Origin of the sequence: Dietzia sp. Die43, from assembly GCF_024519835.1 — a bacterium.
Lineage (GTDB): Bacteria > Actinomycetota > Actinomycetes > Mycobacteriales > Mycobacteriaceae > Dietzia > Dietzia kunjamensis.
In genome coordinates this window covers 92640-115350 of record NZ_JALJRF010000004.1, presented here as the reverse complement: position 1 = coordinate 115350, position 22711 = coordinate 92640, and the positions used below count along the sequence as shown (strand labels likewise).

Here is a 22711-nt window from a genome sequence, read left to right as displayed (position 1 = left end):
CCATGACCTCCCCCTCGACGCCCCTGTCCGGCAAAGTCGCGTTCATCACCGGCGCCGCGCGCGCCCAGGGCCGGGCCCATGCGGTCTGCCTCGCCTCGGAGGGCGCCGACCTCGTCGTCGTCGACGTCTGCGCCCCGGTGTCCGGGTCCGCCACCTATCCCGCACCCACGCCGGACGACCTGGCCGAGACCGTCCGCCTCGTGGAAAAGACCGGCCGGCGCGCGATCTCGGCGGTCCTCGACATCCGCGACCTGGGCGCGCTGCAGGATCTCGTCGCCCGCACGATCTCCACCTTCGGACGGTTGGACATCCTGGTCGCCAACGCCGCCGTGCTCAGCTGGGGGCGACTGTGGGAGATGCCGGAGGACGACTGGGACACGGTCATCGGCGTCAACCTCAGCGGCACGTGGCGGACGATCCGTGCGGCGGTGCCGGCGATGATCGAGGCGGGAAACGGCGGGTCGATCATCATCGTGAGCTCGTCCGCGGGCCTCAAGGCGACGCCCGGGAACGGGCACTACTCCGCCTCGAAGGCCGGCCTGGTGGCGTTGACCAACGCCCTCGCACTCGAGGTGGGCGAGTTCGGCATCCGCGTCAACTCGATCCATCCCTACTCGGTGGACACGCCGATGATCGATCCCGAGGGCATGGCCGACCTCTTCGGCCGCTTCCCGTCGTTCCTCCACAGTTTCTCGCCGATGCCCCTGAAGAACGCCCGCGTGGACGGCGCGAGCACGCTCGCCGACTTCATGCCGCCCGAGGAGGTCTCCGAGGTGGTCTCCTACCTCGCCGGCGACGGTTCGCGGTCGATCTCCGGCGTCCAGCTCACGGTCGACCGGGGAGCGCTGAAGTACTAGGCGGGAGCACTCACCAGACCTGACCAAGCACTTGCTTGGTAGAGTTGCGCCCGCATCACCCGCAGTCCGCAGCCCCACCGAGGAGTCCGCGATGAACCCGACCGACGACACCGCGCCCGCCCAGGGCGCCCCAGTCGAGACCACCCCAGCCGCACTGCGTCGCGCGGCCCGGTCGTGGCCGGAGCGCGAGGCGATCGTCGACGTGCAGCCCGGCCAGGACACCCGCTGGACGTGGGCGCACCTGCACGACGAGGTCCGCCGGTTCGCCGCCGGCCTCGTCTCGCGCGGGATCGCCCCCGGTGACCGCGTGGTGATCTGGGCGCCCAACACCCGCCACTGGGTGGTCGCGGCGCTGGGCGTGCAGTTCGCGGGAGGCACCGTCGTCCCCGCGAACACGCGCTACACCGGGAGCGAGACGCTCGAGATCATCCAGCGCACCCACGCGGTGGCGGCCGTGGTCGCGGGGACGTTCCTCGGCACCGAGCGGATCGTCGACCTCGTCGACGCCGCCGGGGCCGCCGACGCCGCCGACGCCGCCGGGGCCGCCGGGGCCGCCGCCGGCCCGCTCGCGGCGGCCACCTCCCTGCGCACGATCGTGCGCATCCCCCTCGACGCCGGCGACACGGTCCCCGCGGGGGCCGGCGCCGCCGGGGGCGTCGACGTCGTGGACTTCGACGACCTCCGCGCGCTGGCCACCGAGGAGCTGCTCGCCGCCGCGGACGCGCGCGCCGACGCGGTGACCGGGGACGACGTGGCCGACATCCTCTTCACCTCCGGCACCACCGGCAAGAGCAAGGGTGTGGTGGCCCTGCACCGGCAGACCGTCGCGGGTTCGCGCGCGTGGGGCGGCAACAACGGGCTCACGGAGCGGGACGGGTACCTCATCGTCAACCCGTTCTTCCACAGCTTCGGCTACAAGGCCGGCTTCCTGGCGTGCGTGCTGTTCGGCGTGACGATCGTCCCCCTGGCCGTCTACTCGACCACCGAGACCATGCGGTTGATCCGGGACGAGAAGGTCACGATCCTCACCGGGGCACCGACGATCTTCCAGACACTGCTCGACGACCCCACCCGTGGCGACTACGACCTGTCGTCGCTGCGGGTGGCGGTGACCGGCGCCTCGGTGGTGCCGGTGGTGCTCATCGAGCGGATGCAGTCCGACCTGGGGCTGGAGACCGTGATCACGGCGTACGGCCAGACCGAGACGATGGGCTTCATCACCACCACCCGGACCGGTGACGACGACGTCACGGTGTCCACCACGTGCGGCCGCGCCTACCCGGGCATGGAGATCCGCATCGGCGAGCACGGTGAGATCCTCACCCGCGGCGAGATGGTCATGCAGGGCTATCTCGACGACCCCGAGAACACGGCCAAGACGATCGACCCGGACGGCTGGCTGCACACCGGCGACGTCGGCGAGATCGACGCCGACGGAAACCTGCGCATCACCGACCGGCTCAAGGACATGTACATCAACGGCGGGTTCAACGTCTATCCCGCCGAGATCGAGCAGACCCTGGCCCGCCTGGACGGAGTGGTGGAGACCGCCGTGATCGGTGTCCCGGACGATCGGATGGGCGAGGTCGGCAAGGCGTTCATCGTCCGCCGCGAGGGCTCGACCCTCACCGAGCAGGACGTGCTGGACTTCTGCTCCGAGCACCTGGCCAACTTCAAGCGGCCGCGCACGGTCGAGTTCGTCGACTCCCTTCCGCGCAACGCCTCGGGCAAGATCGTCAAGACCGAGCTGCGATGAGTCCCGGCGCGGTCCTGGTCACCGGCGCCTCCGGTGGGATCGGCGGAGCGGTCGCCCGACGGCTCGCGGACGAGTTCCCCGACGCGCCCCTGGTCCTCGGCTACCGCTCGACCGAGCCCGAGGACCTGGCGCGGGAACTGGGGGCGGAAGCCGTGCGCCTGGCGCCGGGCCACGCCGACGGGGACGGCGGCGGTGACGGCGGCGGTGACGACGACGAGGTGGCCTCGGTGATCGACGGGATCGCCTCCCGACACGGCGGGATCCGCGTACTGGCCCACTGCGCCGGTCCGCACGTGCCCATGGTGCACCTGTCCCGGATCGCGCCGTCCGAGTTCCGCCGGCAGCTCGAGGACGACGCGGTCGGGTTCTTCGCGATCGTGCGTCCCGCGCTGGAGCACCTGCGCGCGGTGGCGGGCAACGTCGTCGTCGTCACCACCGCCGCCACCACCCGCTACCCGGTACGCGACGGACTGTCGGCGGCCCCCAAGGGCGCGGTCGAGCAGCTCGTCCGGGGCCTGGCCGCCGAGGAGGGGCGCTTCGGCGTGCGCGTGAACTGCGTGGGCCCGGGGATGCTCACCGACGGGATGGCCTCCCGGCTCATCTCCTCCGGCGACCTCGACGAGCGCGCGCTGGAGGTCACACGCGGCAACATCCCCCTGCGCCGGTTCGGCACGGCCACCGATATCGCCGAGGCGGTCGCGTTCCTGGCGTCGGACCGCGCCGGGTTCATCTCGGGCCAGAAGCTCGACGTGGACGGGGGTTACGGGGTGTGACGAGAGCCGTCTGAATCCGGCTCGCCGCGCCCGTCCGGTACAGTTACCAACCAAGCACTTGCTAGGTAAGGAGAGTCCCAGGTCATGACCGATGCACCCATCCCCCCGGTCCTCGGGGTCGACGACCTCGGGCCGGACACCCAGCCCGTGGCCTACGAGGTCACCGACGGCACCGCGTACGTCACGCTCAACCGGCCGGACTTCCGCAACGCGCAGAACTCGGTCATGACCTACTCGCTGGACAACGCCTTCATCAAGGCCGTGGAGGACGACTCGGTCAAGGTGATCGTCCTGCGCGCGGCCGGCAAGCACTTCTCGGCTGGTCACGACATCGGCACGCCCGAGCGCGACCATCACGTCGAGTACACCAACCGCGCCGCCCTCTGGTGGGACCACACCACCCGCGGCGGCGGCGACCGGCGCCTGGCCCGCGAGACCGAGGTCTACGTCCAGATGTGCCGCCGCTGGCGGGAGATCCCCAAGCCGATGATCGCCCAGGTGCACGGCGCCTGCATCGCCGGCGGGCTCATGCTCGCGTGGGTCTGCGACTTCATCGTGGCCGCCGACGACGCCTTCTTCTCCGACCCCGTCGTGAAGATGGGCATCCCGGGCGTCGAGTACTTCGCCCACGCGTTCGTGCTCGGCCCCCGCCGCGCGAAGGAGATCCTCTACACCGGTCGCAGGTTCGGTGCGGCCGAGGCGCTCGAGTGGGGGATGCTCAACCACGTCGTGCCCCGCGACGAACTGCAGGCCAAGGTCGACTCGATCGCCGAGGAGATCAAGGCGATGCCGGCGTTCGGTCTGACGCTGGCCAAGAAGGTCATCAACTCGAACGAGGACCAGATGGGGTTGCAGACCTCCCTGGACACCGCGTTCGGCTGGCACATGTTCGCGCACTCCGCCAACGCCGAGCCGGACGACACCGACTCGTTCTCCGCCTCCCTGGGCGGCATGGACGCGCGCTCGATGCGCGACAGCGCGAACACCGGCTCGACGGGCGGCGCCGCCCCGACCGGCGAGAAGAAGGACTGACGCCGTGGATCTGGATCTGGACGCATCGACCCGCGAGTTCCGGCTCGAGGTGCGGCAGTGGCTCGAGGCCAACGTGCCCACCGAGCCGCTGCCCCACATGGACACCCGCGAGGGTTTCGAGGCCCACCGCCGGTGGGAGGCGACGATGGCCGACGCCCGCATGTCGGTCGTGTCGTGGCCCGAGGAGTTCGGCGGCCGCGACTGCGGGCTGGTCAACTGGGTGGTCTTCGAGGAGGAGTACTTCCGCGCCGGAGCCCCGCTGCGGGTGAGCCAGAACGGCATCTTCCTGCTGGCCCCGACCCTGTTCGACCACGCCTCCCCCGAGCAGCTGGCCCACATCATGCCGCGCATGGCCCGGGCCGACGACATCTGGGCGCAGGCCTGGTCCGAGCCCGAGGCCGGCTCCGACCTGGCCTCACTGCGCTCGACCGCCAAGCGCGTCGACGGCGGCTGGGTCCTCAACGGGCAGAAGGTGTGGTCCACCCGCGCGTCGTTCGCCGACAAGGGCTTCGGCCTGTTCCGCACGGACCCGGACGAGCCTCGCCACAAGGGCCTGACCTACTTCATGTTCGACCTGCGGGCCGAGGGGGTCACCGTCCGCCCGATCGACCAGCTCGACGGGCTGCCCGGCTTCGCCGAACTGTTCCTCGAGGACGTCTTCGTGCCCGACGACCCGGCGAACCCCGCCGAGTCCGGCGTGATCGGCGAGGTCAACCAGGGCTGGAAGGTGGCCATGTCCACCGCCAACAACGAGCGCGGCCTCTCTCTGCGCTCCCCCGGACGGTTCCTCGCCACGACCGACCGGCTGCTCGACCTGTGGGGCACCGCCGAGGCCGACCTCGACGACCGCACCCGTGGGTCCCTGGCGGACCGCGTCGTGGACGCGTGGATCGGGTCGCGCGCCTACGAGCTGAGCACCTGGAACACGGTCACGAAACTCACCGGAGGCGCCAACCTCGGTTTCGAGTCCTCCATCAACAAGGTCTTCTGGTCGGACTGGGACATCGCGACCCACGAGACCGCCCTGGACGTCCTCGGCACCGCCGGCGAGCTGGCCGGTGAGCAGTGGATGGACGGCTACCTGTTCGCCCTCGCCGGCCCCATCTACGCGGGCACCAACGAGGTCCAGAAGAACATCATCGCCGAGCGACTCCTCGGCCTCCCGCGCGGCTGAGAAGGCGGTTTTCTGAACATGCAGTTCGCACTCGATCCCGAGATCATCGACTTCGCCGGCAGCATCGACTCCCTGCTGGCCAAGTCCGACATGCCCGCGGTGATCCGCTCGTGGGCCGCCGGTGACACGGCCCCCGGCACCGCCGTGTGGGGCCGCGTCGCCGAGACGGGCGCGGCAGCCCTGCTCATCGACGAGGCCGCCGGCGGCGCCGGGGCCACCGCGGTCGAGGCCGTGGCCGCGCTCGAGGTCCTGGGCCGCCACGCGGTGCCGGGTCCCGTCGTGGAGACCGTCATGGTGGCGCCCCGTATCGCCGCCGCCCTCGGCGGGGACTCCGACGCCGGGGACGTGGCCGGGGAGATCGCCGGAGGTGCGCTGGCCTCCGTCGCCGCGCCCGGTGTGTCGCCGTTCGCGCCGGACCCCCACCTCGCGCAGTACCTGTGGGTGGTGTCCGACGACGAGGTGTTCACCGCCGAGGCCGGCGAGACCCGTCGGTCGGTCGACCGGGCCCGCACGGTGGCCACGCCCACCGTGGGCGCCCGCGCGGCCGCGGTGAGCACGACCGACCTCGTCAACCACGGCGCCCTCGGCATCGCGGCCCAGCTCCAGGGCCTCGGGCAGGCCATGCTCACGATGAGCGTCGACTACGCCACGCAGCGCAAGCAGTACGGCAAGCTCATCGGCGAGTACCAGGCGCTCAAGCATCAGCTCGCCGAGGTCGCGATCGCGCTGGAGATGGCCCGCCCGCTGCTGTGGGCCGGCGCGCTGGCGATCGCCGAGAACCCCGGCGACCCCGACGCCGCGGTCCGCGACGTCTCCGCCGCCCGCGTGGCCGTGGCGGACGCCGCCTACCTGGCCGCCCGCACGGCGCTGCAGGTGCACGGCGCGATCGGCTACACGCTGGAGCACGACCTGGGCCTGTGGCTGACCAAGACCCGCGCCCTGCAGACGGCGTGGGGCACCCAGAGCTACCACCGCGGTCGGGTGCTGGACTCACTGCGCGGCGAGGGTGCCGGAGCCGCGGGGACCGCCCGATGACCGCGCCCGCCACCCCGGCGACCGCCACCCCCGGTGTCGATACCGAGGAGCAGGCCGCGTTGCGGCAGTCCGTCGCCGCGCTGCTGGAGAAGAAGTCCGACTCCGCGGCCGTGCGCGCCGCGTTCTCCTCCGACGACGGGTACGACCCCGCACTGTGGGCGACGCTGGTCGACCAGATCGGGGCCGCCGCACTGTCGATCCCCGAGGAGCACGACGGCGCCGGGGCCACCTGGCTGGAGACCCACCTGGTGTGCGAGGAGCTGGGCCGACGCCTCACGCCCTCCCCCATGCTCGGGTCGGCCGTCCTGGCCGCGCAGGCCGTGCTCGCCACCGGCGACGCCGACGCGTGCGCCCGCCTCCTGCCCGGAATCGCCGCCGGCGACCTGTCCGCGCTGTGCTGGGCCGGGCTCGACGGCTGGGCCACCCCGGGTGTCCGCGCCGACGGCACGGCGCAGGGCAATGCCACGCTCACCGGCACCGCCCATCACGTCCTCGGCGCCGACACCGCCGCCACGCTGCTCGTCGTGGCGGTCGCCGGAGACGAGGTCGGCCTGTTCGAGTTGCCCGCCGACGCGGCCGGCGTCACCGTGACCCGCGTGCCGGTGATGGACCCCACCCGCACCCTGGCGCGCGTGGAGTTCGACGGCGCCGCGGCCACCGCGATCCCCACCCGTTCGAGCTTCCTGTCCCGCCTGCGCGCCGCCGGGTGGGCCGCACTGTCGGCCGAGCAGGTCGGTGCCGCCCGCGCCGTGCTGGACGCCACCGTGCAGTACACGCAGGAGCGCAAGCAGTTCGGCCGGGTCATCGGGTCGTTCCAGGCGCTCAAGCACCGGATGGCCGACATGTACGTCAAGGTCGAGACCGCCCGGTCGCTGTCCTACTCCGCCGCCGCCTCCGTCGCCGAGGCGCAGGCGCTCGGCGACGGGCCCGCCGCCGACGAGGCGGCCTACGCGGCGGAGATCGAGGCCGCCGCGGCCAAGGTCTACTGTTCCGAGGCCCTGCAGTGGATCGCCGGGGAGTCGATCCAGCTCCACGGGGGCGTCGGCATCACCTGGGAGTACGACGCCCACCTGTACTTCAAGCGGGCCCACGGGACAGCGCAACTGCTCGGACAACCGCACGAACTCCTCGCCGCCCTGGAGGTCGCGGCGGGGCTGTAGCCGGGGCCACTAGAATCACCCGCATGAGCCCCTTCCCCGCGCACGGACGGACCAACGACCAGCGGTCGGCCGAGGACCTCGCGGCCCAGGCCGGTCGCCTGCTCACCGACCTGCGGGTCTCCCGGGTGGCGCCGGAGGATCTCGGTGCGTTCGCGGAGGCCGAGGCGCAGTCCGTCATCATCGACCGACTGGCCGTGGCGAGGCCCGGCGACCTCGTGTTCGGCGAGTGGGACCCCGACTCCCGCGCCCGGCTGGAGGCCGACCGCGTGTGGTTCGTCGATCCCCTCGACGGAGTGCGCTCCTACGTGACCGAGGGCCGCCCCGACTGGGCCGTCCACGTGGCCCTGTGGGAGAAGGACCCCGAGGGTGTCGGCGGCATCACCGCGTGCGCGATCGCCATGCCCGCCTACGGCCGGGTCCTCACCGGGCGCGGCGCCACCACCTATCAACCCACTTCGATCATCCGCGGCCCGCGGCCCGGACCGCTGGTGCCGCCCCGCGAGGACGACCGCCTGCGCATCGCCGTCTCCGAGGCCGAGCCGCCCGCGTTCGCCGAGGAACTCGCCGAGGAGCTCGACGCCTCCCTGGTCCACCTCGGATCCGGCGGCGGCAAGACCGCCACCGTGCTCGAGGGTGAGTGCGACGCGTACATCCACACCAGCGGTCACCACCAGTGGGACTCCGCGGCCACTGTGGGCGTGGTGCAGCAACGCGGCCTGCACGCCAGCGCCCTGGACGGCTCCGAGCTGGTCTACAACACCGAGCAGATCGAGTTCCCGGACCTGCTGGTGTGCACGCAGGACGTGGCCGAGACGATCATCGACGCGGTCCGCAGATACCTCTAGCGCTCCAGGCCGCGGTAGCCGGCGAACCGCTCCGCGATCAGCTCCTCGCTGAGCCCGTAGTCGGCGAGCGTGTAGCGGTGCGCGGGGGCGCGGTCGCCGGACAGGCTCTTGTCGTTCTCGGCCACCACGCCCGCGCGCACGTCCTCCGGCAGCTCCGTGCCGACGGCGCCGTAGACGCGCTCCACCACGCCGGCCGGGTCGGCCAGCAGCTCATGGTGATCGACGTCGACGAACGTCGCCCGTGACGTCGGGTCCGCCTCGTGCCGGGCGCGGGCGGCGTCGAAGGTCTCGACGCCCCGCGCCCAGAAGTCCAACTGTGACTCACCTATGTATTGAGGGGTGAACCGCGTGGACCATTCCGCGGCGGTCTTGTGCGCGAGCGAGCACATCGACGCCATGGATTTGCGCGGATCGCGATGCGTCTGCACCACGACCGCGTCGGGGTAGACCTCGAGCAACGCGTCGAGGGCGAACAGGTGACTCGGGTTCTTGAGCACCCAGCGACGCTCGGGATCATTCGCCCCGATGAGCTGGAGGTTCCGCTTGTGCCGCCGGTACGCGGGCACCCAGTCGGCGCCGGCCAGCCACTGCGAGTAGCCGTCGAGCCGGGCCAGGCACTCGTACGACGCCGACGTGAGCGACTGCCGCAGCAACTGCCAGCACTCCTCGAGGTCGTCCGCGGAGATGTAGTGCACGCCGCCGTAGTCGGGGTTCTCCGCCATGAAGCCGGAGTACAGGTCCCGTAGGCCCACGTAGGCGGGGTCGTCCTCCCACTTCTCGCGCGGCGGCCGCGGCTGCGGCACCTCGGTCAACCACAGTTCGAGCCCCTGGTTGGCGGGGTCCGCGCCCAGGAGCCGGTGCAGCGCCGTGGTGCCGGTGCGGGGCAACCCGGTGACGACGACGGGCCGCTCGATCGCCACCTCCGCCCCGGCCGGGTTCGCCGAGAATCCCGCGTTCGCCAGCAACCGGGCGGTGAGCGCGCTCTTGAGGACCGACCGCCAGTACTTGCTGCCGGCCGGGGTCAGGCCCGCGTCGGAGTGCAGGGAGTCCAACAGGATCCCCAGCGCCTCACGGTGCCCGTCCTCGCCGTCGCCGAAGTCCTCGAGTCCGACCGTCCGCGAGGCGCTGGCGTGCAGGTCCTCGACGGTGCCGACATGCACACGGTCGGTGTCGCCTCCGGCCGAGACGGTCATGAGAGCCCCCTCCGGGCGAACGCGTCCTGGCGGGCGGCGATCCGCTCGCGCCACTGCTCCGGCGTCACCCGCAACTCCTCGTACCCGGGCACCTCATCGGCGAGCAGCTCGAACGGCACCACCTTCACGGTGGGGCCCAGCTCCGGTGTGATGGGATCTCCCACCCGCTGCCAACGGAACTGCATGATGCCCTCGCGGCGGCCCAGCGTCTCGACCCAGTTGGCCAGCCCCGGGTCGCGCTCGGAGACCACCAGATGGATCAGTCCGTCGGAGGTGACGTGCGCCTGGTCGGCGGTGAGACTGGTCTGGTGGTGCACGTACTCCAGCGAGGCGTACCACATGCTGCCCAGCTGGAAGCCCTGGTAGGGCACCCCGGCGACGGGCACAGAGATCACCATGGCCTCGTCCGGACCGAGCTCGAAGACGCCCGCGGACGAGAACTGCGTGGTTAGCCCACCCGGCGTCTGCCGCGGTTCGTTCAGCGTGTTGCGGGCCTGGTCGCCGAAGAACCACTCCGGGAACGCCAGCCACGTCCGCAGCCGCCCGACGAGCGCCTCGGCGAGCTTGGCGTAGAACTTCTCCTGCCCGGCGAGCGTCACCGGCTCCGGTGCGGTGCCGACCGTGTCGAGTCTGCGGATGATCGCCGACCCGGCCTCCTCACGGCTCCAGTCGGAGTACACCTCGCGGACCGCGATCATGGACGATCCCGGGTGGAGCACCACGTAGCCGGCGTCGCCCTCGTCGTCGTCGTACCTCGCCGGTCCCAATCGGAAGCGATACCGGCCGTCGGCGTCGATCTCCAACGCACGGTCGTCGAACGCCGCGTGCGACGCGGCGCGCTCGTCGGCCGAATACGTCCCGGCCATGACCTGGAACGACAGGTCCGCGGTGGTACCGCGCCGACCCTCGATCTCGTACTCGGCGCCGTCGGTGAGGTTGGCGTAGAAGTACAGCGTGTCCGGGTTGTCCAGGCCCATCTTGGTGTACGGGCCCGTGGCCTGGAACAGTTGCGGGTGACTGCGCCCGCGGTGCTGGCCGGTCTCGATGGCCCCCCGGATGGTCCCCATCAGGTAGTCCAGGCCCTCCGCGACGTCCTCCTCGGTGTGGACGTGCGGCGCCGAGCGGATGATCTCCTCCGCCTCGGCCAACGCCTTGGCCAGCGGCTCCGTGGCCCGCCCGACCTCGCCCACCGGCCCGCTCACAGCCACGTGTAGGAGTCGGCGGAGGTGATGAAGTTCTCCAACTCCTCCTGCTCGGGCGTCGGATCGACCACGTCCTCCTCGATGCTGAGGTAGGCACCGCGGTAGAACAGCAGCGGGCGGATGTCGCGCTTGGTCGGGCCGAGGTTGTCGACCCGCCCCAGCACGATCCAGTGATCGCCGCCGTCGAGGACCTGTTCGATCTCGCAGTCCAACCACGCCATGACGCCGTCGATCACCGGCGAGCCCAGCGGGCTGGGCGACCAGTCGATCTGCGCGAACTTGTCGTCACCGCGGCGGCCGAACGTCGAGGAGACGTCCTCCTGTTCCTCGGACAGGATGTTCACCACGAACCGTCCCGCCTTCTCGATCCCCTTCCACGAACCCGAGGTCTTCATCGGGCAGAACAGCACCAACGGCGGCTCGAGCGACAGGGCCGAGAACGACTGGCAGGCGAAACCCACCGGCTTGTCGTCCTCGATCGCGGTGATGACGGTGATCCCCGTACAGAACTGTCCCAGTGCGTCACGCAGTTCACGGCTGCTGAAGGACTGGCCCTCCGGGCTCTCGTCGGTGCTGCTCATGTGGGTCGTCCTCCCTGGACTTTCGGCTCGTGAACTGTCTGCAAGGCCCAGCCTAGGCGGCTACTTGAACCCGACGGAGAAGTCGTGGCCCCACAGGCTCACGGCCGTCGACTCACGCGCCACCCACTTCTCGTCGTCCTCGACCTGCACGCCCTCACAGCCGTACTCGCAGTCGAAGCCTCCGGGCGTCTTCATGTAGAAGCTCAGCATCTTGTCGTTGACGTGCCGGCCGAGCGAGGCCGACATCCTCACCTTCTTGCGCGTCGCCCGGTCCAGCGCCAGCCCCACGTCGTCCGCGGTACCGACCTCGACCATCAGGTGGATGATCCCGGTCGGGTTGGGGAACGGGGTGAACGCCAGCGAGTGGTGCCGCGGGTTGCAGCCGAGGAACCGCAGCCACGCGGGCTCGCCGTCGGCCGGTCGGCCCACGATCTCCGGCGGCAGGCTCATCGAGTCACGCAGCGAGAACCCCAGGACGTCACGGTAGAACTCGAGCGCCGCGGTCTCGTCCGGGGTGGACAGGACGATGTGGCCCGCACCCTGGTCGCCGGTGACGAACTCGTGCCCGTACGGCGTCGGGATGCGACGGTGCTGCAGCGCGATGGTGTGGTAGATCTCCAGCGTGAACCCGGCCGGGTCCTGACAGGTGATCAGCCCGCGCACCTTGCGGTCGCGCGCCACCTCGGCAGGTGCGTCCTCCCAGGGCACACCGGCCGCGTCGAGGCGCCGCTTGACGTCCTCGAACTCGCCCTCGTTCGCACACTCCCAGCCCACCGCGGAGAGCGTGTCCTCCTCGCCGGGGACGATGATCCACCGGTGCGGATGATCGTCCATCCGGAAGTAGAGCGACTCCGGATCGTCGCCCGCTCCCACCACGAAGCCCAGCACCTTCGTGCCGTACTCGTGCCAGGCGGCCATGTCCGTGGCGAAGACCCGGACATACCCGAAATTGCTGATCGCCATAATTGCCAGTCCTTTCGATCCGTGAGGCGGATCAGACCATCGAGTCGGTGACCTTTTCGCCGAACTCGTTCTGTCCATACATGATGTACGCCTTGGTGGCCTCGTTGGCGGCGTGGACCCGCCCGGCGTTGGCATCCCGCCAGAATCGCTGGATCGGCGAGGTCTCCTCCAGGGCGCGGGCCCCGGAGTTCTGGAACAGCAGACCGATGGCGTCGATCGACCGCTGCGTGGCGCGGACCTGGTCGCGGCGGGCGCGCGTGCGGATCGTCATGTCCGGGTATCCGCCGGCGGTGATGATGTCCTGCTCCTCGCGCACGTTGCGCATGAGCTGCAGCCACGCCGCGTCGATGTCGCCGGCCGCCTCGGCCAGGCGCACCTTGGCGAACGGATCGTCCTTGACCGCGGTGCCGAACGCCGCGCGCACGCGCTCCCGCTGGTGCTCGCGGTGAACGTCATAGCAGCCGAACGCCATGCCGACGATCGGCGTCGAGATGGTGGTGGGGTGGATGGTGCCCCACGGCATCTTGTAGATGGGGTTGGTGTTGACCTCGAGACCCGGGCTCTTGGTGGCCGCCATGAGGCCGAAGGACAGCACGCGGTGCTCGGGGATGAGTGCGTCCTTGACCAGGATGTCGTTGGAGCCCGTGCCCTTGAGCCCGGCGACGTGCCAGACGTCGAGGATCTCGTACTGCGACTTCTCGACCAGGAACGTGCAGAAGTCGACCATCTTGCCGTTGTCGTCGAGCACCGGGCCGCCCACGAAGACCCAGTCGGCGTGGTCGGAACCCGAGGACCAGGACCACTTGCCGTTGAGCAGCAGCCCGTCGGCGGTCTTCTTCGCCGCACCCATCGGCGCGTACGAGGACGAGATCCGCACCGTCGGGTCCTCGCCCCACACGTCCTCCTGCGCCTGCTGCGGGAAGAGCGCGAGGTGCCAGTTGTGGATACCGAGGATGCTCGCGCACCACCCGGTGGACGGGCACGCCGTCGCGATGGTCTTGACCGCCGTGTAGAAGGTCTCCATGTCCGCCTCGTACCCGCCCCACTGGGCCGGCTGGCACAGCTTGAAGAAGCCGGCCTCGTCGAGTTCCGCGATGTTCTGGGGATGGACCTTGCGCAGGTCCTCCGTCTCCTGGGCCCGCTCGGCGAAACCGGGCAGCAGAGCCGTGATGCGGTCGATGACCTCGTGGGAGGCGTACTCGCTCATGTGAACCTCTCTGGCGTTCGTGGGAGTGATGCGGACTAGACTAGAACACGTTACAGTTTTGCACCAGGCAACCGCCGCCGAGCAAGAGCTTCTGGCACCCTGTGCCAGCACTTACGCACCCTGGTTGTGGCCTGCCCGCCCATTCTATAACCTGTTCTCATCCGGCTCACGCCCCTCAGGAGGAATCATGACCGCACCCGGCTCAGCCCCCGGAGCCGTCCGCGAGATCGATACCGGCAAGGCCCGGGATCGATATGCACGCGGCTGGCACTGCATCGGCACCGTCAAGGAGTTCTCCGACGGCAAGCCCCACTCCATCCACGCCTTCGGCACCAAGCTCGTGGTGTGGGCCGACGACGAGGGCGAGATCAAGGTCCTCGACGCGTACTGCCGCCACCTGGGCGGCGACCTGTCCGACGGCTCGATCAAGGACGGCAACATCGCGTGCCCGTTCCACGACTGGCGCTGGGGTGGCGACGGCAAGTGCAAGGGCATCCCCTACGCCAAGCGCGTTCCCCTGCGCGCCAAGACCCGCGCGTGGATCACCAACGTCCAGTCCGGCCAGGTCTTCGTCTGGCACGACCACGAGGGCAACCCGCCCCTCGAGGAGGACGCCATCCCGGTGATCGCCGAGTACGACACCGGTGAGTGGACCGACTGGGAGTGGAACCGCCTCGTCATCGAGGGCTCCAATTGCATGGAGATCGTCGACAACGTCGTCGACATGGCCCACTTCTACTACATCCACTTCGCGTTCCCGACGTACTTCAAGAACGTCTTCGAGGGCCAGACGGCGACCCAGTACCTCAACACCAAGGGTCGTCCGGACCACGACCCGTCCGGCGGCAAGTACGGCGACACCCTCCTGGAGTCCGAGGCCTCGTACTTCGGCCCCGCGTACATGATCAACCCCCTCAAGCAGATGTACGGCGACTTCGTCACCGACGCGATCCTCATCAACTGCCACTACCCGATCGACCAGAACTCGTTCGTGCTCATGTACGGGCTCTCGGTGAAGAAGCCGCAGGGCTTCGACGACGAGACGTCGGCGAAGATGGCCGCGAAGATCGCGACCTTCTTCGGCGAGGGCTTCCTCCAGGACGTCCGGATCTGGCAGCGCAAGTCCTCGATCGCCAACCCGCTCCTGTGCGAGGAGGACGGCCCCGTCTACCAGCTCCGCCGCTGGTACGAGCAGTTCTACGTGGACCGCGACCAGGTCGAACCCGAGATGCAGGAGCGTTTCGAGTTCGAGGTCGACACCACCGCGGCCAACCAGTACTGGGAGAGCGAGGTCGCCGAGAACATGCGCAAGCAAGCGGCCGGCGAGGCGGAGATCTCCGACGAGCAGACCCAGTACACCGGCATGGCCGAGGTCGCCGGCGAGGCGGGCGCGGCCCCGTCGAAGAAGTGATGTTCAAGAAGAACGATTCGCGGCGCGCGCCCACCTGGGACGAGACCGACCCCGCGCGCGCCGCGCGGCTCCACGAGTACACCGACCTGGATCGCGAGACCTACACGCGGGCCGGCTTCCAGCCCGTCGAGTGCCGCAGCTGCGGCACCAGCGTGGCCGTGCGCAAGAACAGCGAGAAGCACACCTCGATCCAGTGGACGGAGGGCGGCGACCGCAACTGCCCCGTCCTCAACGAGTGGCGCGAGGGTGGTGCACGGCCCGATGGCGAGGACACGTGCCCCCGGATGCTCGCGAGCATCCGCTACGCCTACGCCGAGGGTCTGCTGACCATCGCCGAGGGCGTCGACCCGGCCGACGACGAGCACATGGTGAACCCGCTCTACGTCCCCGAGTAACACCCCGACGGCCGGCGACTTCCCCGAGGCGAGAACAGCCCGGAGGAGGTCGCCGTCGTCTGGGACAGTGCACTGAAACCCGTCCGCGCGTATCCAAGCGATAGGCTCCCGATCCATGACCGAAACTCCCCCGCTCGGCTCCTTCGTGCGCGAGCTCACGATCGCCGAGGTGATCGAGGAGACCGCCGACGCCAAGTCGATCGTCTTCGATATCCCCGCCGGCTGCGAGGACGACTTCCGGTACACCCCCGGACAGTTCCTCACCCTGCGAGTCCCCAGTGAGCGGACCGGATCCGTCGCGCGCTGCTACTCCCTGTCGAGCTCCCCCACCGAGGACGCCCGGCTCAAGGTGACCGTCAAGCGCACGATCGACGGATACGGGTCCAACTGGCTGTGCGACAACGCCGAGGCCGGTATGAGCATGCACGTGCTCGCCCCGTCCGGCATCTTCACGCCCAAGAATCTCGACCAGGACTTCATCCTCCTGGCCGCGGGTTCGGGCGTGACCCCCGTGATGTCGATCCTCAAGTCGGCCCTCGCCCAGGGCACCGGCCACATCGTCATGGTCTATGCGAACCGCGACGAGAAGTCGGTCATCTTCAAGGACGAGCTGCAGAAGCTCCAGCGGGAGAACCCGGACCGCCTCACCGTTCTCCACTGGCTCGAGTCGGTCTCCGGCATCCCCACCGCGGAGATGATCGGCAACCTGCTCCAGCCCGTCGCGACCAAGCGACACTCCTACATCTGCGGTCCGGCGCCGTTCATGGAGACCGTCAAGGACGGGCTCCGCCGCTCGGGCGCCGACATGCACCTCATCCACACCGAGGTGTTCTCCTCGATCGAGGGCGACCCGTTCGCCGAGATCGTCATCGACGAGTCGGCCGACGAGGACGGCGCAGGCCCGGCGACCGCGATCGTCGAACTCGACGACGAGGTCCACGAGGTCTCCTGGCCCCGCAAGACCCCGCTCCTCGACGTCCTGCTCTCCAAGGGGATCAAGGCACCGTTCTCCTGCCGGAAGGGCGAGTGCTCGGCGTGCGCCTGCATCCTCAAGTCCGGCGAGGTCGAGATGATGCACAACGGGATCCTCGACCCCGAGGAAGTGGAAGAGGGATACGTCCTGAGCTGCCAACTCCTCCCCAAGACCGACCGCGTCGAGGTGTCGTACTCCGAGTGAGCCCGCTCGGAATCGAGCCGGGGCTGGCAGACTCGGTGGCGTGACCAGCCCCGTCGTCGCCTTCACCTCCAGGTACGGCTCCACCCGGCGCTACGCCACCGCGCTCGGGAGGCGACTCGGCACGCCCGCGGTCGAGCTCGCCGACCTCGCCCCCGCATCCGACGCCGACCCGCTGATCCTGCTCGCGCCCGTCTACGCGACCCGGATCCTCGGGCGACGTCGGATCATCCGGGCGATCCGCTCGGCTCCCGGGAGGGTCGCCCTCGTCGTCGTCGCGATCTCCCCCGCGGACGACCCCGGGCGCGGCTCCCTCTCAGCCCGCCTGATCACCGCCACCGGCCGGGCCGTCGCCACCTTCCACGTCCGAGGGGATCTCGACCCCGCCCGGCTCAACTGGGTCGACCGCGCCCTCATGGCCGCGCTCCGCCGCCAGTTGCGCAGGACCCCCGACACGCCCGCCGCGCGGATGCTGTTGTCCGGCGAGCCCCTGCACTTCGTCGACGAGACGGCCCTCGACCCGGTCGTGGCCTGGGCGGACGGCAGCGACACCGCCCCCTGAACCGCCAGCAGCCGCGCACTCCGGGGGTCATCCGGGGCGCGCGGCTGCAGGCCGGGAGGATCAGGCGTTGGCCCGCTCCTTCTGGATCTCCAGCGCGATGTCGATGAGCTGGTCCTCCTGGCCGCCCACGAGTCGACGCTCCCCGGCGCGGAGGAGGATCTCCGAGGCCGGCACGTCGTACCGCTGCGCGTGGCCCTCGGCGTGCTTCATGAAGGACGAGTAGCAGCCGGCGTAGCCGAGCATCATGGCCTGGCGGTCGACGACACACTCGCTCGGCATGAGCGGGCGCACCACGTCCTCCGCGGCGTCGGCGATCTTGAAGAAGTCGACGCCGGTGGTGATGCCGAGCTTGTCGCACACGCCGACCAGTGCCTCGACGGGCGTGTTGCCCGCGCCGGCGCCGAACCGACGGGTGGAGCCGTCGATCTGCTGGGCGCCCGCGCGGATGGCCATGATGGAGTTGCCCACGCCGATGTCGAGGTTCTCGTGGCCGTGGAAACCGACCTGGGCGTCGTCACCGAGCTCGGCGACGAGAGCCGAGACGCGGTCGGAGACCTGGTCCATGACGAGCGCCCCCGCCGAGTCGACGATGTAGACGCACTGGCAGCCGGCGTCGGCCATGATCCGGGCCTGCTTCGCGAGCACCTCCGGCGGCTGGGTGTGGCTCATCATGAGGAAACCGACGGTCTCCAGGCCGAGGTCGCGGGCGTAGCCGAAGTGCTGGATCGCGACGTCGGCCTCGGTGCAGTGGGTGGCCACGCGGCAGATCGACCCGCCGTTGTCCCGGGCCTGGAGGATGTCGTCCTTGATACCCAGGCCGGGCAGAGTGAGGAATGCGATCTTGGCCTGCTTAGCGGTCTCGGCCGCGACCTTGATGAGGTCCTGGTCGTACGACTTGGCGAAGCCGTAGTTGAAGGAGGCGCCGCCGAGGCCGTCGCCGTGGGTGACCTCGATGACCGGGACGCCGGCGCCGTCGAGCGCGGCGACGACGTTGCGAACGTCCTCGACGGAGAACTGGTGCCGCTTGTGGTGCGAACCGTCGCGGAGCGAGGAGTCGGTGATGCGGATGTCGAGCTCGGCGCTATAGGCGCGGGCGTGGGCGTTGTGCGGGTTGGTCGTATCCATGTCTGTCACACTCCGAGCTTGGTCTTGGCGATGTCCTCGCCGACCTTGGTGGCGGCGGCGGTCATGATGTCGAGGTTGCCGGCGTACGGCGGCAGGAAGTCTCCGGCGCCCTCGACCTCGACGAAGATCGCGACGCGGGCCATGCCGCCGGTGATCTCGGTGGGAGGGTCGAACTGCGGCTCCTGGAGTAGGCGGTAACCCGGCACGTACTCCTGGATCTCCTTCTCCCGCGTGCGGATGGCGGTGGTGATGAGGTCGTGGTCCGCATCCTCGGGGATGGCGCAGAAGATCGTGTCGCGCATGATCATCGGCGGCTCGGCCGGGTTGAGGATGATGATGGCCTTGCCGCGCTTGGCGCCGCCGACCTGCTCGATCGCCAACTTGGTGGTCTCGGTGAACTCGTCGATGTTGGCGCGGGTGCCCGGGCCGGCCGACTCGGAGGACACGGAGGCGACGATCTCGGCGTATTCCACGGGCACAACCGAGGACACGGCGTGGACCATCGGGATGGTGGCCTGGCCGCCGCAGGTGACCATGTTGTGGTTGGGGGCGTCGACGTGCTCGTGGAGGTTCGCCGGCGGGATGACCATCGGGCCGACCGCGGCCGGGGTGAGGTCGATGGCGATGATGCCGGCCTCTTCGTACTTGGGCGCGTAGGCCTTGTGCACGTACGCGCTGGTGGCCTCAAACAGCAGGTCGGGCTTCTCGCCACCGGCCTCGATGGAGGTGAGCAGTTCGTCGGCGCCGCCCGCCATGCAGGTGAGGCCGTGGTCGGCGGCGCGCTTCATGCCCTCGGACTCGGCGTCGATGCCGATCATCCATTTGGGCTCGATGTACTCGCTGCGCTCGAGCTTGTACATGAGGTCGGTGCCGATGTTGCCGGACCCCACGATCGCGGCGGTGAGCTTGGTCTTGTCTGTCATGACGGAAGTGTCGCGCGGGCGGGCTCGCGGGACAACAGGTTGTGCCACTCAGTGAAATCGCGGCACTCCAGGGCGGTGCACGCCGGCACTCAGGCCGGCCGTGCGCGCGCCCGGGCCGCGCCCGGAGGGTTCGTGAGGTGACCGTCTGCGCTGATGAGCCGGTCGGCGAAGGCGTTCCACTCGCGTTCCCGTATGGCGTCGCGCGCACGGGCCAAGGGGCCCTTGGGTCTGGTGCGGTGTTGGTGTCCGGTGTCGGTGAGGATGATCAGTTCGCCGAGTGGGCCGGGCCTGTAGGCGTTGGTCCCGAACGTCTTCTCCCGGTGGTGTTTCCGACACAGGCAGACGAGGTTCCACTCGGTGGTCGGCCCGCCGAGTTCGGGATCCTTCGTGTTGAACGCGATCACATGGTCCACGTCACAGTCCTCCGCGGGAACCGAACACCCCGGGTGGCGGCAGGTGCCGTCGCGCATGCGGATGCGCTCCGCCATCGCGGGGGTGATCAGGTAGCGCAGGGCGTGTTCCGGGGAGTCGAGCACGCCGGGGGCGGGGTCGACGAGTTCGAACCGCACGCGTGCGTCGTCGCCCTCCAGCAACTGCTGGCACAACCAGGAGTAACTGCTGTATGCGCCGTGCACGAACTCCACGCGGTTGGGCAGCCCCTGCGCGGCCGCGGCGATCACGCTCACCCGGATCGGCCGGCCGGCTGCGGCGGCGTTACCGAGCGACGGCCTGGGCATGTCCGCACCCACGGTGACCTCACCCAGCTCGATCGATCCGTCGTCCCCCGGGCCGGAGTCCGCCCCGCCGGCGTCGGCGGGCGCCGGGGCCGGGGCGGGCGCCGGGGCGTGCACGGCGAGGGAGGCGAGAGCGTCGGCACGCAGCTGATCCAGCGTGCCGGGCACCCCGTCTCCGGAGGCAGCGCGGGCGTCGGTCTCGATACGTCCCCGCAGCAACTCCGCATCGGCCAGAGGCAGCTTCGCCCACATCGAGGCCATCCCGTCCCGGCCCGACCGGAACCGGACCGTACGCGTGAGCGCCGCCCGGGCCCGGGCATCCTCGGCGCCCTCCGGGTCGAGCCGGCCGACGGCCTCATCGATCCGGCCGTCCACCGAATTGCGAGTCGGCCGGTCACCGCCGTCCAGGTCGTCGACGATGCCCGCCACCACCTCGTCCTCCACGTCCGAGATGATCGAGTCGGGCACCTCGGCCAGCTTGCAGGCGATGTCGATGGCGAGCTGTTCGGGAACGACCCCGCGCTCCACCGAGGCCCGCAGTCGCGCGAGCCGCGAATGGATCTGGACCCCGGCGGTGACCAGACGCGCGGCGTGCCAGCACGTGAGCTGACAGGCCGCCACGAGATGGTCACGAGCCCTGGATTGCGGGTCCAACCGTGCGTATGCCGGACGTGCACGAGCACCGCTCCCGGCGACCCCTTCGGCGCGGTCGACGCCCGTGCCGACCTCGTCCGCCCGGGACATCTGCTCGACCAGGGCCGCTGCCGCCTCCAGCCTGGTGGCACCTGCCCGGTTCTGCGCCAGGGTCGCGGCCCGTGCCGCCTCGCTCACCGCCGTCGAGTCGAGCCCGCCCAGGGATTCCGGAACCGCGAACAGTGACCTCGTCGTCGACAATTCCCCCACCTCCGGCGTGCTCGATATAGAACTTGCGTTCGATATTATGACCCGGCAGGCGTTAGCGCAAGCGTTCGATCCGCCCGGCCTCCGGTGTCCGACCCGCGCGCTACACTCACCGCATGACCGAGACCCCCTCCTCTCCCGTCGACCGCGCCTTCGAGGTGCTACGCGTGACGGCGGGCGGGATAGGGATGACGCTCAGTGAGATCGCGCGCGAGACCGGGCTGGCCAAATCCACGACGCTGCGGCTCCTGGTCGCGCTCGAGCGCAACGACGCGGTGACGAGGATCGGGCAGCGCTACCGGCTGGGGCCGTTGGTGCACGAGCTGGACCCGATCCCGGTCTCGCCGGCGTACGAGCGGATCCGCCGGGTGCTCACACCGTTCCTCGCGCACCTCTTCGAGGCCACGCGCGCGACCGTTCACCTGGCCACCCTGCACGGCGACGAGGTGGTCTACCTCAACAAGTTGCACGGGCCGCGGCCGATCCCGTCGCCGTCGAGGATCGGCGGCGGCCTGCCGGCGTACTGCACAGGGGTGGGAAAGGCGATGCTGGCGTTCGACGAGGCAGCGGCCGAGCGCGTGGCGCAGGGGCCGTTGGTCGAGTGGACGGACACCACTGTGACCTCCCCCGACGCCCTGGCGGTGGAGCTCGCCGAGATACGACGGAGGAGACGCGCGATCGACCGCGCCGAGCTCACGCCCGGCCTGTACTGCGTGGCGGCGCCGGTGTTCGACGACGACGACGAGGAGCGCGCAGGCGGAACACGGGCCGTCGCCGCGTTGTCCGCCAGCGCGGCGGACGAGAGCGCGCTGGCCCGGCTCGAGCCGCTGGTCACCCGCGTCGCCGCGGCGGCCGGTCGCGCGCTGGCCGCGGACGGTTAGCGGAAGTCCATGGTGACGTCGCCCAGCCCGGCGAACTCGGCGCGGAAGCTGTCGCCCGGGGCGGCGTCCATCGCGCGGATCGCGGTGCCCGGCAGGATCACGTCGCCCTTGCGCAGACGGACACCGAACTTGGCGACCGTCGACGCGAGCCACCCGACCGAGTTGAGCGGGTTACCGAGCACCGCGTCGGAACGCCCGGACGCGAGGAACTCGCCGTTCTTGTAGAGGGTCGCGTCGATCGCCGCGACGTCGATGTCCGCGAGCCGGACCCGCTGCTCGCCCACCACGTAGCCACACGACGAGGCGTTGTCCGCGATCGTGTCGGGCAGCGTGATCTTCCAGTCCCGGATGCGGGAGTCGATCAACTCGATCGAGGGGACGACCCACTCGATCGCCGCGGCGGCCTCCTCCTGGGAACATCCCTCCGGCGGGATGTCGGCGCCCAGGATGAAGCCGACCTCCACCTCGACCCGCGGGAAGCAGAACCGGGCCGCCTCGATCGCGGTGCCCTCGGGGTATTCCATCGTGTCGAGCAGATGCCCGTAGTCGGGCTCGTCGACGCCCATCATCTCCTGCATCGCCTTGGACGCCAGGCCCACCTTGTGGCCGGTCACCACCGCGCCGGCATCGAGCCTGCGGCGGATGTTGACCAGCTGGATCTCGAAGGCGTCGTCCGGGGTCATGTCAGGATGGTCGTCGGTCAGCGGCGCGATCGGCGCGACATCCGACTCGGCGTCCCAGAGTCGCTGGGCAAGTGTGGCGCGGGTCTCCTCGTTGAGCATGAGGGGGATGCTACCTGGGCCGTCTGGCGCCACGGCGCTCAGTTCT

General features: G+C 70.2%; 22 protein-coding genes. 13 read left to right on the top strand and 9 right to left on the bottom strand.

What is annotated here, in order from left to right:
- The first annotated feature begins 2 nt into the window (after positions 1-2).
- The 8 genes from NR111_RS04545 to NR111_RS04510 all read left to right on the top strand — a co-directional run bounded on the left by NR111_RS04545 (position 3) and on the right by NR111_RS04510 (position 8632).
- Complete coding sequence (locus tag NR111_RS04545; protein ID WP_256820068.1) at positions 3-857, top strand: mycofactocin-coupled SDR family oxidoreductase; 855 nt, start codon at positions 3-5, stop codon at positions 855-857.
- A 91-nt stretch (positions 858-948) separates the two neighbouring features.
- Positions 949-2613, top strand: coding sequence for a FadD3 family acyl-CoA ligase (locus NR111_RS04540; protein WP_256820066.1), 1665 nt, complete (start codon positions 949-951; stop codon positions 2611-2613).
- The gene (locus NR111_RS04535; RefSeq protein ID WP_096906045.1) at positions 2610-3386 is read left to right on the top strand and encodes an SDR family NAD(P)-dependent oxidoreductase; all 777 of its coding nucleotides are present in this window, start codon (positions 2610-2612) and stop codon (positions 3384-3386) included. The genes NR111_RS04540 and NR111_RS04535 overlap by 4 nt, the downstream gene beginning before the upstream one ends.
- Before the next feature lie 84 nt (positions 3387-3470).
- A complete protein-coding gene (locus NR111_RS04530) occupies positions 3471-4418 on the top strand; it encodes an enoyl-CoA hydratase (RefSeq protein ID WP_256820065.1) in 948 nt (315 codons plus the stop codon).
- Between the two features lie 4 nt (positions 4419-4422).
- Positions 4423-5592: an acyl-CoA dehydrogenase family protein gene (locus NR111_RS04525; RefSeq protein ID WP_154828950.1), complete on the top strand. Its 1170-nt coding sequence runs from the start codon at positions 4423-4425 to the stop codon at positions 5590-5592.
- A gap of 18 nt (positions 5593-5610) precedes the next feature.
- A complete protein-coding gene (locus tag NR111_RS04520; RefSeq protein ID WP_256820063.1) occupies positions 5611-6627 on the top strand; it encodes an acyl-CoA dehydrogenase family protein in 1017 nt (338 codons plus the stop codon).
- The gene (locus NR111_RS04515; RefSeq protein ID WP_256820062.1) at positions 6624-7787 is read left to right on the top strand and encodes an acyl-CoA dehydrogenase family protein; all 1164 of its coding nucleotides are present in this window, start codon (positions 6624-6626) and stop codon (positions 7785-7787) included. The genes NR111_RS04520 and NR111_RS04515 overlap by 4 nt, the downstream gene beginning before the upstream one ends.
- A 23-nt stretch (positions 7788-7810) precedes the next feature.
- Positions 7811-8632 carry an inositol monophosphatase family protein gene (locus NR111_RS04510; RefSeq protein WP_067711783.1) on the top strand — a complete coding sequence of 274 codons (822 nt, stop codon included), beginning with the start codon at positions 7811-7813 and terminating at the stop codon, positions 8630-8632.
- Here the strand turns inward: NR111_RS04510 and NR111_RS04505 are convergent.
- The 5 genes from NR111_RS04505 to hsaA are packed head-to-tail and all read right to left on the bottom strand — an operon-like array spanning position 8629 to position 13778.
- On the bottom strand, positions 8629-9825 hold the full coding sequence (locus tag NR111_RS04505) for a sulfotransferase (RefSeq protein ID WP_256820061.1): 1197 nt from the start codon (positions 9823-9825) through the stop codon (positions 8629-8631). The genes NR111_RS04510 and NR111_RS04505 overlap by 4 nt on opposite strands.
- Positions 9822-11027, bottom strand: coding sequence for a hypothetical protein (locus tag NR111_RS04500; RefSeq protein ID WP_256820138.1), 1206 nt, complete (start codon positions 11025-11027; stop codon positions 9822-9824). Before NR111_RS04500 ends, NR111_RS04505 begins: the two co-directional genes overlap by 4 nt.
- A complete protein-coding gene (hsaB, locus tag NR111_RS04495) occupies positions 11024-11608 on the bottom strand; it encodes a 3-hydroxy-9,10-secoandrosta-1,3,5(10)-triene-9,17-dione monooxygenase reductase subunit (protein ID WP_256820059.1) in 585 nt (194 codons plus the stop codon). Before hsaB ends, NR111_RS04500 begins: the two co-directional genes overlap by 4 nt.
- Positions 11609-11668: 60 nt before the next feature.
- On the bottom strand, positions 11669-12571 hold the full coding sequence (gene hsaC / locus NR111_RS04490) for an iron-dependent extradiol dioxygenase HsaC (RefSeq protein WP_096906051.1): 903 nt from the start codon (positions 12569-12571) through the stop codon (positions 11669-11671).
- A gap of 31 nt (positions 12572-12602) precedes the next feature.
- The gene (gene hsaA, locus NR111_RS04485; RefSeq protein WP_067711772.1) at positions 12603-13778 is read right to left on the bottom strand and encodes a 3-hydroxy-9,10-secoandrosta-1,3,5(10)-triene-9,17-dione monooxygenase oxygenase subunit; all 1176 of its coding nucleotides are present in this window, start codon (positions 13776-13778) and stop codon (positions 12603-12605) included.
- 187 nt (positions 13779-13965) lie between these two features.
- Here hsaA and NR111_RS04480 point away from each other — a divergent pair, with 187 nt between their 5' ends.
- The 4 genes from NR111_RS04480 (at position 13966) to NR111_RS04465 (ending at position 17320) form a co-directional block, all read left to right on the top strand.
- The gene (locus NR111_RS04480) at positions 13966-15189 is read left to right on the top strand and encodes a Rieske 2Fe-2S domain-containing protein (RefSeq protein WP_256820053.1); all 1224 of its coding nucleotides are present in this window, start codon (positions 13966-13968) and stop codon (positions 15187-15189) included.
- Entirely contained in the window at positions 15189-15584 is a 396-nt protein-coding gene (locus NR111_RS04475; RefSeq protein ID WP_067711766.1) for a hypothetical protein, read from the top strand. Before NR111_RS04480 ends, NR111_RS04475 begins: the two co-directional genes overlap by 1 nt.
- A 115-nt stretch (positions 15585-15699) precedes the next feature.
- The gene (locus tag NR111_RS04470; protein ID WP_067711763.1) at positions 15700-16761 is read left to right on the top strand and encodes a ferredoxin--NADP reductase; all 1062 of its coding nucleotides are present in this window, start codon (positions 15700-15702) and stop codon (positions 16759-16761) included.
- A gap of 40 nt (positions 16762-16801) precedes the next feature.
- Positions 16802-17320: a flavodoxin domain-containing protein gene (locus NR111_RS04465; RefSeq protein ID WP_256820050.1), complete on the top strand. Its 519-nt coding sequence runs from the start codon at positions 16802-16804 to the stop codon at positions 17318-17320.
- A 60-nt stretch (positions 17321-17380) separates the two neighbouring features.
- Here NR111_RS04465 and dmpG read toward each other — a convergent pair whose 3' ends face one another.
- The 3 genes from dmpG to NR111_RS04450 form a co-directional block, all read right to left on the bottom strand.
- Complete coding sequence (gene dmpG / locus NR111_RS04460; RefSeq protein ID WP_256820049.1) at positions 17381-18445, bottom strand: 4-hydroxy-2-oxovalerate aldolase; 1065 nt, start codon at positions 18443-18445, stop codon at positions 17381-17383.
- Positions 18446-18450: 5 nt separating this feature from the next.
- Positions 18451-19368 carry an acetaldehyde dehydrogenase (acetylating) gene (locus NR111_RS04455; protein ID WP_253003178.1) on the bottom strand — a complete coding sequence of 306 codons (918 nt, stop codon included), beginning with the start codon at positions 19366-19368 and terminating at the stop codon, positions 18451-18453.
- An 89-nt stretch (positions 19369-19457) separates the two neighbouring features.
- The gene (locus tag NR111_RS04450; protein WP_256820048.1) at positions 19458-21005 is read right to left on the bottom strand and encodes an HNH endonuclease signature motif containing protein; all 1548 of its coding nucleotides are present in this window, start codon (positions 21003-21005) and stop codon (positions 19458-19460) included.
- A gap of 113 nt (positions 21006-21118) precedes the next feature.
- On the opposite strand from NR111_RS04450, the gene NR111_RS04445 reads away from it, so the two are divergent.
- Entirely contained in the window at positions 21119-21883 is a 765-nt protein-coding gene (locus NR111_RS04445) for an IclR family transcriptional regulator (protein WP_256820046.1), read from the top strand.
- Here the strand turns inward: NR111_RS04445 and NR111_RS04440 are convergent.
- On the bottom strand, positions 21880-22665 hold the full coding sequence (locus NR111_RS04440) for a 2-keto-4-pentenoate hydratase (protein ID WP_096906067.1): 786 nt from the start codon (positions 22663-22665) through the stop codon (positions 21880-21882). The two genes, NR111_RS04445 and NR111_RS04440, sit on opposite strands and share 4 nt — an antisense overlap.
- Positions 22666-22711: the final 46 nt, after the last annotated feature.